This is a genomic window from Actinomadura sp. HBU206391 (assembly GCF_014323665.1).
In the GTDB taxonomy this organism is placed as follows: domain Bacteria; phylum Actinomycetota; class Actinomycetes; order Streptosporangiales; family Streptosporangiaceae; genus Actinomadura_C.
Genome location: NZ_JABVEB010000198.1, coordinates 1 through 10,126 on the forward strand (window position 1 = coordinate 1; position 10,126 = coordinate 10,126).

Annotated in this window: 9 protein-coding genes and 1 pseudogene; 3 read left to right on the forward strand and 7 right to left on the reverse strand. The window is 70.1% G+C overall.

Annotation, left to right across the window (positions count from 1 at the left end; translation table 11 throughout):
- The 4 genes from HKK72_RS30730 to HKK72_RS30745 form a co-directional block, all read right to left on the reverse strand.
- Positions 1-1,584: cytochrome b (locus HKK72_RS30730; RefSeq protein WP_187237939.1), on the reverse strand; the 1,584-nt coding region annotated here is incomplete at its 3' end.
- Positions 1,581-2,714, reverse strand: a complete 1,134-nt coding sequence (locus HKK72_RS30735; protein WP_187237940.1) for a ubiquinol-cytochrome c reductase iron-sulfur subunit — start codon at positions 2,712-2,714, stop codon at positions 1,581-1,583. The genes HKK72_RS30735 and HKK72_RS30730, both read right to left, overlap by 4 nt.
- Complete coding sequence (locus HKK72_RS30740; RefSeq protein ID WP_187237941.1) at positions 2,707-3,552, reverse strand: c-type cytochrome; 846 nt, start codon at positions 3,550-3,552, stop codon at positions 2,707-2,709. The genes HKK72_RS30735 and HKK72_RS30740 overlap by 8 nt, the downstream gene beginning before the upstream one ends.
- An 18-nt stretch (positions 3,553-3,570) precedes the next feature.
- On the reverse strand, positions 3,571-4,188 hold the full coding sequence (locus tag HKK72_RS30745; protein ID WP_187237942.1) for a heme-copper oxidase subunit III: 618 nt from the start codon (positions 4,186-4,188) through the stop codon (positions 3,571-3,573).
- A gap of 159 nt (positions 4,189-4,347) precedes the next feature.
- Between HKK72_RS30745 and HKK72_RS30750 the strand changes: the two genes are divergently transcribed.
- Positions 4,348-4,743 (forward strand): response regulator transcription factor, encoded by a 396-nt coding sequence (locus HKK72_RS30750; RefSeq protein ID WP_187237947.1) that lies wholly within the window; start codon positions 4,348-4,350, stop codon positions 4,741-4,743.
- 124 nt (positions 4,744-4,867) lie between these two features.
- Positions 4,868-5,932, forward strand: a complete 1,065-nt coding sequence (trpD, locus tag HKK72_RS30755; protein ID WP_187237943.1) for an anthranilate phosphoribosyltransferase — start codon at positions 4,868-4,870, stop codon at positions 5,930-5,932.
- A gap of 110 nt (positions 5,933-6,042) precedes the next feature.
- Here trpD and HKK72_RS30760 read toward each other — a convergent pair whose 3' ends face one another.
- The 3 genes from HKK72_RS30760 to HKK72_RS30770 all read right to left on the reverse strand — a co-directional run bounded on the left by HKK72_RS30760 (position 6,043) and on the right by HKK72_RS30770 (position 9,059).
- Positions 6,043-6,330 (reverse strand): Lrp/AsnC family transcriptional regulator, encoded by a 288-nt coding sequence (locus HKK72_RS30760; RefSeq protein ID WP_187237944.1) that lies wholly within the window; start codon positions 6,328-6,330, stop codon positions 6,043-6,045.
- A gap of 64 nt (positions 6,331-6,394) precedes the next feature.
- A complete protein-coding gene (locus HKK72_RS30765) occupies positions 6,395-7,135 on the reverse strand; it encodes a rhomboid family intramembrane serine protease (protein WP_187237945.1) in 741 nt (246 codons plus the stop codon).
- Positions 7,136-7,334: 199 nt separating this feature from the next.
- Positions 7,335-9,059: a DEDD exonuclease domain-containing protein gene (locus HKK72_RS30770; protein ID WP_222721342.1), complete on the reverse strand. Its 1,725-nt coding sequence runs from the start codon at positions 9,057-9,059 to the stop codon at positions 7,335-7,337.
- Between the two features lie 195 nt (positions 9,060-9,254).
- Here HKK72_RS30770 and HKK72_RS30775 point away from each other — a divergent pair.
- Positions 9,255-10,126: pseudogene (locus tag HKK72_RS30775) on the forward strand (RNA-binding protein); the annotation flags it as partial.

Below are 10,126 nucleotides of genomic sequence, written 5' to 3' on the forward strand. Positions count from 1 at the left end.
CTCGCCGTTCCCGTGGCCCTGCTCGATCGGGATCGAGTCGACGTGCCAGAACCGGTTGAGCCGCAGCCGCAGGTGACCGAGTGGGCTTCGGCTGCCCGGTGCCGGGATGCCGTTGTCGTCCAGAGCCGGCCGAAGCGACTTGCCCTCCACCTTGCTCAGAATGACGGCGGCCTGATCCTCGGGCGCCTCTCGGTGCACCTCGATGAACTCGCCGCTCGGCATCATCTTGATGACGCCGCTCTCGTAGCCGTGCGCCATCGTGGCCGCGTCGCTGTGCTGCAGGCCCAGGCAGATCCGCTTGGTGATCATGAAGGCCAGGAACGGCCCGATGATCACGGTGACGCGGAAGAACCAGGTGGTGGCGTACAGCGAGACGTGGAACCGCTCGGCGATGACGTCGTTGCCGCCGGCCAGCCAGAGCAGGCCGTAGAAGGCCACCGCCGCGACGCCGGTCGCCGTGCGCACCGGGGCGTTGCGCGGCCGGTCGTTGACATGGTGCAGGCCCTGGTCGCCCGTCGCCCAGCGCTCGATCCAGGGGAAGAGCGCCGCGCCCGTGAAGATGATGCCGAGTGGCACCAGCGCCGGGATCAGCACGTTCCAGCTGAGCGTGTGCCCGAGGACGTTGGTCTCCCAGTTCGGCATGATCCGCAGGGCGCCTTCGAGGATGCCCATGTAGAAGTCCGGCTGCGAGCCCGCCGAGATCGCGCTCGGGTCGTACGGCCCGAACAACCAGATCGGGTTGATCTGGGCGAACGTGGCGAGCAGTGCGGTGACCCCGAAGGTGAACAGGAAGTACGCGCCGGTCTTGGCCATGAACACCGGGTAGAACGGGTAGCCGGTGACCGTGGCGTTGGTCCGGCCCTTGCCCGGCATCTGCGTGTGCTTCTGATGCCACATGATCATCATGTGCGCGGTGACCAGCGCCAGGATGATGCCCGGGATCAGGAGCACGTGGATCGTGTACAACCGCGGGATGATGCTCTCGCCGGGGAACTCCCCGCCGAACAGGAACATGTAAATGTAGGTGCCCACGACCGGGATCGACTCCGCCACGCCCTGGGTGATCCGCAGACCCGTGCCGGACAGCAGGTCGTCCGGCAGCGAGTAGCCGAACAGCCCCTCCAGCATGCCGAGGGTGAACAGGCCGATGCCGATCAGCCAGTTCAGCTCGCGCGGCTTGCGGTAGGCGCCGGTGAAGAACACCCGCAGCATGTGCGCCATGATCGCGGTCATGAAGAGGATGGCCGCCCAGTGGTGCAGCTGCCGCATGAGCAGCCCGCCACGCACATCGAAGGTGATGTGCAGCGTCGAGGCGTAGGCCTCGCTCATCCGGACGCCGTTCAGCTTGGTGTACGAGCCGTCGTACACCACCTCCATCATGCTCGGCTTGAACCAGAGCGTCAGGAAGGTGCCGGTGAGCAGCAGGATGATGAAGGAGTAGAGGGCGATCTCACCGAGCATGAACGACCAGTGGTCCGGAAAGACCTTCTTCATATTGCGCTTGAAGAAGGTCGTCGAACCCAGCCGGTCGTCGATGAAGGTCAGCGGTGCTTCGACCGCCTTTGGTGCCTGTGCGTCGCTCATCCGCGCTCCCAGAAGCTCGGGCCGATCGGCTCGGGGAAGTCGGCGGTGGCCACGAGGTAGCCCTCGTCGTCCACCGTGATCGGCAACTGCGGCAGGGCCCGGGCCGCCGGACCGAAGATCACCTTGGCGCCGTCGGTGGCGTCGAAGGTCGACTGGTGACAGGGGCACAGGATGTGGTGCGTCGTCTGCTCGTACAGGGCGGCGGGGCAGCCCACGTGCGTGCAGATCTTGGAGTAGGCCACGATTCCGTTGACGTGCCAGTTCTCCCGGCCTTTGACCGGCTTGAACTTGTCCGCCGGGATGTTGACCAGCAGCACCGCCGCCTTGGCGATCTCGTTCAGCGGCTCGTGGGTCTTCTCCACACCCTCGGGTATCACGGTGATGATGCCGCCGGGAGAGTTGAAGTCACTGGCCTTGAGCGGGGTCTCGGTGCCGTCGACGAGGAGCCGGGCCCCCTTCTTGCCGGAACGCTGGGCGGCCTTGACCGCCTCGCCCCAGAAGGTGTGGCGGAGCTTCTTCTCCGGCAGCGGGCCGAGGTCGCGCAGGAGCAGGAGCGGCGCCAGGCCGAGCGGGGCGACCGCGAGCAGCAGCGTGCGCCGCAGCAGCGGCCGCTTGGTGATGCCGCTCTCCTCGGCGCCCTGCAGGAAGTTCTCCGTGAATGCCTGCTTGTCCTCCGGCGGCGAGGCCAGTTCTCCGCGCTGCTGGACGATCTGCTGGCTCGTCATGAGCCTGCGCACCCAGATGGTCATGCCGATGGCGATCGCCAGGAACGCCACCGTCATCGCGGTGCCGAGCGCGTAATTCACCTCGCGGGTGCGGTGGATGCCGTGCATCCCCCCGTCGCGCCCGCTGAAGCCGATGAAGTAGACGATGAAGGCGAGGCTGCCGAGGAAGGCCAGCATGAAGAAGGCCGCGACGACGCGCTCCGCCTTCTTCGCCGACTCCTCGTCGGCCTCGGCGTCCGGCGTCCGGGGCGGCGGCCCCTCACCTGAGGCGATCAGGTGCCGGTCCCCGGCCGGGGACGGCGTCCCGATCACCCGCTTCGGGGTACGGTCCTCGCCACCGTCGACGGTGCCGTCGGTGGCCCTGGGCTCGCGCGAGCCCTCGATGTCGTTCTTGATGTCAGTCATGCTGCTTCTTCAGCTTCTTGGGCTTCCTGGCGGTGATCCACATCGCGGCGAGGACGAGCAGGCCCATGCCGACCGTCCATCCCGCGACGCCCTCCGCCACCGGGCCGATGCGGCCGAGCCCGTTGCCGCCCGGGTTGGGCTCCTCACGGGTCTGCACGACGTAGGCGATGATGGCCCGCTTGTCCGCCGGGGTCAGCGTGGTGTCGTTGAACAATGGCATGGCGTACGGGCCGGTGAGCATGGCCTCGTAGATCTGCGTCGGCGTCGACTCGTCCAACGGCGGGGCGTACTTGCCCCCGGTCAGGGCGCCACCCGAACCCGCGAAGTTGTGGCACTGCGCGCAGTTGGTCCGGAAGAGCTTGCCCCCGAGCGCGACATCGCCCTTCGCGGGGTCGACCTGCTCCGGAGCCGGGATCGTGGGGCCGCCGCCGAGCGACTGGATGTAGGCGGCGACGTCGGAGATGTTCTTGGGATTCCGGAACACCTCGACCGGCCTCTTGCGCGGCATCTGGGCGCCCGGGTTCATCGCGGGCATCCGCCCGGTGCTGACCTGGAAGTCGACCGATGCGGCGCCCACGCCGATGAGGCTCGGCGCGATCTGCTTGCCCTTCGCGTCCTTGGTGCCCTGGGCGTTGAGGCCGTGGCAGCTCGAGCAGTTCTGATTGAACAGCTGTTTGCCGTTGGCCATGTCCTGGGCGGCCGCGGCCGAGTTGCTCGCCTCAGCGGTATCGGCCTTGGGCGAGAAGCCCGCGTAGACGACGCCGATGGTCGCGAGCGCGACCAGCACGACGGCGTAGCCCGCCCATGGGCGCCGTCGCCATGCGGTGAACCGTTTCACGAATATCCTCGTTCCGGGTTACTTGATCAGGTAGATGGTCCCGAACAGGCCGATCCAGACCACGTCCACGAAGTGCCAGTAGTACGACATGACGATCGCGCTCGTCGCCTGCTCATGGGTCCAGCGTTTGGCGGCGTAGGTGCGCCCGAGCACGAACAGGAACGCGATCAGGCCGCCGGTCACGTGCAACCCGTGGAACCCCGTGGTCAGGTAGAACACCGAGCCGTAGGCCGACGACGACAGCGTGAGGCCCTCGTGGCTGACGAGCTTGCTGTACTCGTAGAGCTGTCCGCCCACGAAGTACGCGCCCATCAGGAAGGAGATGACGTACCAGATCCGCAGCTTGCGCACGTCGCCGCGCTCGGCGGCGAAGACGCCCATCTGGCAGGTGATGCTCGACGCGACCAGGACGAAGGTGTTGAACCCCGAGAACGGAATGTCGAGCTCGGCTCCCGGCCACTCACCGCCCTGGCCCTTGGTCACCGACCGGATCGTGAAGTACATCGCGAACAATGCCGCGAAGAACATGAGCTCGGACGACAACCATACGATCGTCCCCACGCTCACCAGGTTGGGACGATTGGCCCGAGCGCGGGGTGCCGTCTCTATCGCTGATGTTGTTGCCACGGGCAGCATTATTACGGCACCTGCTCGCCGAGCGTGCACGACCCCCCGTAGTAGCCGACCTCTGGCCGACCGGTGCCACCCTACGGCCGACCCGGTAGCCTTTCCCCCATGAGCACCGCTGGCCCTTTGCGGCACCCCGGCGGGGAGTCGTCCCCGGCCTCCGCCGTCATGAAGGTTCTCGTCTACAGCGACGATGCCAACACCCGCGCCCAGGTCCGGATGGCGATCGGCCGCCGGCCCGCGGCGGATCTTCCCCGGGTCGAGTACGTGGAGTGCGCCACCCAGCCGGCGCTGATGGCCCTGCTCGACGAGGGCGGCATCGACGTGGCCGTGCTCGACGGGGAGGCTCAGCCCTCCGGTGGCCTCGGCATCTGCCGGCAGGCCAAGGACGAGATCTACGACTGCCCTCCGGTGCTCGTCATGATCGCAAGGCGAGACGACGGCTGGCTCGCCACCTGGTCGCGCGCCGATGCCGTCGTCGGCCAGCCGCTGGATCCGATGGCCCTCGCCGGCGCGGTGGCCGATCTCATGCGTCAGCGGGCGTCCCGGCTGCCCGTTCTCTAGTCCCGCTTCCAGGCCCGGGTACGGCGCCGCGGCCGGGACGGTCGCCGTGACACGGCACCCGCCGCTGTGACCGCCCGACCGCTCGACCTCGGATCGCCCGACCTCGGACCATAGGAGGAAACCGGTGAACGCGACTGCCCACGACCAGCCGCCCACCTGGCCCAGACTCCTCAATGCGCTGCTCGACGGCGAGTCGTTGTCGGCCCGGCAGGCATCATGGGCGATGAACGAGATCATGTCGGGTGAGGCGACGGACGCCCAGATCGCCGGTTTCGCCGTAGCCATGCGGGCCAAGGGCGAGACGGTCGCCGAGGTGGCCGGGCTGGCCGAGGGGATGCTGGCCAACGCCACGCCGATCAGCGTGCCGGGCGTCATCGCCGACCTGGTCGGCACCGGGGGTGACCGTGCCCACACGGTCAACGTCTCGACGATGGGCGCGATCGTCGCGGCGGCCACCGGCGTGCGGATGGTCAAGCACGGCAACCGCGCCGCCTCGTCCTCCTGCGGTTCGGCGGACCTGCTCGAGGAGCTGGGCGTCGCGATCGACCTGGCGCCCGGCCCGACGGCCCGGGTCGCCGAGGAGGTCGGCATCACCTTCTGCTTCGCGCCGCTGTTCCACCCGGCGCTGAGGCACGCGTCGAGGACGAGGCGCGAGCTCGGCACCCCGACGGTGTTCAACTTCCTCGGCCCGCTCACGAACCCGGCACGGCCCACGGCCCAGGCGGTCGGAGTGTTCCACCCGCGCATGATGGAGATCATCGCGGGAGTGTTCGCCGAGCGCGGCTGTTCATCGCTCGTCTTCCGCGGCGATGACGGGCTCGACGAGCTCACCACCACCGGCACGTCCACCGTCTGGGTCGTCCGCGAGGGAACGGCGGCCAAGGTCGCCTTCGACCCGGCCGATCTCGGCATACCGCGCGCGACGGCCGACGACCTCCGGGGCGCCGACCCCGCCTTCAACGGCCGTGTCGCACGACGGGTGTTCGCCGGCGAGCGCGGCCCGGTGCGCGACGTGGTGGCGCTCAACGCTGCCGCGGTGATCGTGGCGGCGGAGGGCACGCCGGAGCCGGAACGGCTCACCGACACGCTCAAGGGCGCCTACGGCCGGGCGAGCGAGGCGATCGAGTCCGGCTCCGCGGCGGCGCTGCTCGACCGCTGGGTCGGCGTCTCGCAGCGGCTGCGCGGCTGACCGGCGCTCGCGGCCTCTTCACGGCTGCGCAGCGTCTCGCAGCCGCTTCGCGGCTCAATCGGCGCGACCGGATCGCGCTTGCCGACGGGTGCGAGCCCGCGGCGACCGGCTCAGTCGGCGTCGGGCAGGCCGAGCGAGAAGGTGGTCTCCAGGTCGTGCTGCGAGTAGGCCTGGAAGGCGATGTGGGTCTCGGTGTGCACGACGCCCGGCACCTTGTTCAGCCGGCCCGGGATGACCTCGGCGAGTTCCTCGTGGCGGCGTACCCGCACCATCGCGACGAGATCGGAATCCCCCGTGATCGAGTAGACCTCGCTGACCCCCTCCAGGCCGACGATCGCCTCGGCGACCTCGGCGATACGGGCGACTTCGGTCTTGACCAGCACGATCGCGGTGATCACAGGCCCCTCCTCGGTGCGGACGATCCGACCCTATAAGAGAGGTTCCGGCCGGGGCGACGAGGACCTAGCGGCGGCTTCCGAGGACGGCCGCCCGGCGGAGGGCGGGGGCACGACGGGCCCACAGCCCGAACGCCGCACCGGCCACGAAGCCGTAGATGTGCGCGACATAGGCCACGCCGTCGTCGGATCCCAGCATCTGCCACTGGAGCAGGAAGAACTGTCCGAGCAGCAGCCAGGCGGGCAGCCGGACCGGCGGGATCAGGGCGATGGTGCGTGACCGCGGGAACATGACCAGATGCGCACCGAGCACACCGGCGATCGCTCCTGAGGCGCCGATGAGCGGCACGATGCTGTCCGGGTCGGTCACGGCGAAGCCGTAGACCGCGACGAGGCCCCACAGCAGGTAGAAGAGCGTGAAGCGCAGGCGGCCGAGCCGGTCCTCGGCAGCCTGGCCGAAGACGAACAGAAAGATCATGTTGCCCAGAAGGTGTTCCCAGTCCCGGTGCAGGAACATCGACGAGAACGCCGACAGCCAGGGCATCTTGTCGAACGGCTCGGGCCGGCACTGCGCCATGATCCCCTCCGGCAGCGGCTCCTGCCGGTTGCTCATCAGCTCCCGCGGGATGGCGCCGTACTGGCGGATGAAGGTCACCTGGGCGCACTGACGCTCCCGGGCCTGCGCGTTGGTCTGCGCGAAGCCCGCCATGGGCGTGATCAGGAACACCACGACATTGACCGCGACCAACAGGTAGGTGATCAGCGGTGCGCGCCGCGTCGGCTGGCTGTCATAGAGGGGCAGGGCCACTCGCGCGTTCTCCTCTGCCCTCGCCGGCGACGGATCCGCGGATCAATGTACCGGTCGGCCGGTCCTGCGGTCGGCGGCCGCCCTTTCGCGGTTCCCGCCGTCAAGGGCCGCCGTGGTCGCTCGCGGGTAAGACGCGCTCGCACCCGGGATGCGACCATCTGCATGATCACACGCTTCGCTCGTGTGATCATGCAGATGATCACACGCCGGGGTTGGCGTAGGCCCGCTGGATGCGTTCGCGCATCCCCTCGGCACCGTGGACGGGGCAGCTCCACGTGCCGTCGAGCTCCACCAGGCGGGCGCCGGGCGATTCCAGCCACCGCAGCACGCACTCCATCTCCTCGACGCTCGCGGTGCCCGCGGGCCCCGCCGTGGGGGCGACCGTCTCGGCGGTCGCGATCACCGCGTCGACGTGGGCGCGTACGGCCACGGCGGTCCGTGCGTCCGGCGGCACCACTCCGGAGCCGGCCAGGCGGCCGTGCCGCACGACCGCGAGCTCCCAACCGCCGCCGAACCCGGGCCGGGCGGCCACCAGCTCGGCGCAGCCGGACAGCGCGCTCAACCGCTGGCAGCGGGCCGCGGCCCGGACGAACGCGGCCAGCCGGTCACGCTGCTCGGCGGCCTCCTCGTAGCGGAGCTCTACGGCGAGCCGGTCGATGCGGGTCTGCAGAGCGGCGACGACGGGCCGCGCGTCGCCCTCCATCACCGCCCTCGCCAGGGCGGTGTGCCGCTCGTAGGCCTCGATGGGCTCACGCCCGTCGCAGGGTGACCCGCACCGGCCGAGCTCGGCGAGCGCGCAGGTGCGGGCCCGGCCACGCTCGATCAGGCGCAGCGTGAGCCGCTGGGTGCACTGCCGAAGGGGGACGGCCTCGTGAAGCGCCGCCCGCGCCTCCTCGGCCACCCTGGCGGACGAGAACGGCCCGAGATAGGCCACGTCGTCGCGGCACTCCCGGACGACCGACAGCCGTGGGAAGGGCTCGGAGGTCAACTTGAGCCAGATCGCGCGTTCAGGGAACCGGGACCGCCGGTTGTACCGCGGTTTGTGCATGGCGATGAGGCGAAGCTCACGGACCTCGGCCTCGAGGCCGGTCGCGCAGATGATCGGGCGGACCCTTTCAGCGATGCCGATCATCTCGCGGACGCGCCGCCTGGTCTCGGACGCGGTGAAATAGGACCGCACGCGCGAGCGCAGGTCAGTGCTCTTGCCCACGTAGAGGATCTCGCCTCGGGCGTCCTCGAAGACGTACACGCCGGGTGCGCTCGGGAGGCCGTCGGCGAGGTGCCGCTTGCGTCGCTGCTCGGGGGTCGGCGCCTTGGCGAAGGTCTTGAGCTCCTCCAGCGACCGCACGCCGAAGGCGCCCAGACGCTCGATGAGCCCGTGCAGCACGTCCACGGTGGCGCGGGCGTCGGCGAGCGCCCGGTGGCACGGCTCGGTCGCCGTGCGGAAGAAGCGGGCGAGCGTCGCGAGTTTGCAGTTGGGAACCTCGTCGCGGGTGAGCACGCGGCGGGCCAGATCGGCGGTGTCGACCACCGGGAACGCCGGCCAGGCGCGGCCTTCGGCGGCGCAGGCCGCCCGTAGGAAACCCATGTCGAAGGGCGCGTTGTGGGCGACCAGCACGCAGCCGCGGGCGAACTCGAGGAACGCGGGGAGCACCGCCCCGATGGCGGGCGCGGCGGTGACCATCTGCTGGGTGATGCCGGTCAGCACGGTGATGAACGGAGGGATGGGCCCTCCTGGGTCGACGAGCGTGGCGAACTCGCCGATCTGCTCACCGCCCCGCACCTTGACCGCACCGATCTCGGTGATGGCCGACTCGGCCGGGGAACCGCCGGTGGTCTCCAGGTCGACGACGACGAACGTGACGTCGACGAGGGGCGTACCGAGATCGTCAAGGGTGCCCTGGATACCTCCGCCGATCACCATGCGGGCGAGGGTACGGGCCCGCACCGACATTCGACGGGCGGGCGTCCGCTCCGCCGGCCTCGGCGTTCTAGGGGACGTCGACACGCTGAGTGCCCGGCACGTCTACTCTGGTTATCGACGCGGACGCGCCGCCGCCGACCGGGCGAACGGGGCGCCGGTGACCGCGAGGGCATCGCCGCGGCCGATCGTGCGTTCGTGCGAACGGACGCGTGGTTCCCGGTGCTCGGCCGCCCTCGGCCGATCCGGCCCGCCGCTCAGATCCGCCACCGGCAGCCCGTGAGGAGCACGATCATCGATACCGGCCCGGAGGAGCACCTCGGCGGACCGCTGCCCGAGGCGGTACGGCAGCAGGTCATCGAGGCGGCCGCCGATCTGATCGGTTCGATGCCCACCGGCGAGGTCCCGGCGCCACTGCGCATGTTCGCCCGGTTCGAGGCGCGAAAGCGGGCCAAGCTGGCTGCGAACCAGATCGCCGCTCAGCTGGAGAGCGATTCCGAGTTCCGGGACCGTGTGGCCGGACCGCTGCGCGAGGCCCATCCCGAGCTGGCCGAGGCGGTGGAGGCGTCGGCGGTTCCGCCGGCCGCCGATCCGGTCCGCGTCGCCGCGATCGCGTATCTCCTCCGCCCGTCCGGATGGACGATGCAGGTCGAGGCCGTACGGGCCGAGTTGACGCGCGCGGCCAGCGCGGCCGACGAGGCGGCGGTGGAGCAGCAGATCGCCGCGTTGCGGGCGGAGATCGCCGCCGCCAGGTCGGCGCGCGCCGAGGAACTGGACAAGGTGCGCGGCGAACTCCGGGACGCCCGGGCCGAGATCGCGGTGCTGCGGCACAAGCTGCACGAAGCACGCAAGCAGGCCAAGGCGGCGCGGGAGAGCGCGGACGCCGCCGCCGAGGCGGCGGAGCGGGAGAGCGCCGCTGCGGCGGCCGCCACCGCCGCCATGGACAAGGAGCTGCGCAAGCTCCGCGGCCGCCTCTCGCAGGCCGAGGCGGCCGCCGAGAGCACCCGCCGGGCTTCCCGCGAGGGTCGCAACGTGGACGATGTGAGGCTGCGAATGCTCCTCGACGTCCT

Bases quoted from the DNA above. Each gene is read 5' to 3' on its own strand.
- HKK72_RS30735 (WP_187237940.1), bottom strand. From the start codon at position 2,714: ATGACTGACATCAAGAACGACATCGAGGGCTCGCGCGAGCCCAGGGCC.
- HKK72_RS30745 (WP_187237942.1), bottom strand. From the start codon at position 4,188: ATGCTGCCCGTGGCAACAACATCAGCGATAGAGACGGCACCCCGCGCT.
- HKK72_RS30750 (WP_187237947.1), top strand. From the start codon at position 4,348: ATGAAGGTTCTCGTCTACAGCGACGATGCCAACACCCGCGCCCAGGTC.
- HKK72_RS30770 (WP_222721342.1), bottom strand. From the start codon at position 9,059: ATGGTGATCGGCGGAGGTATCCAGGGCACCCTTGACGATCTCGGTACG.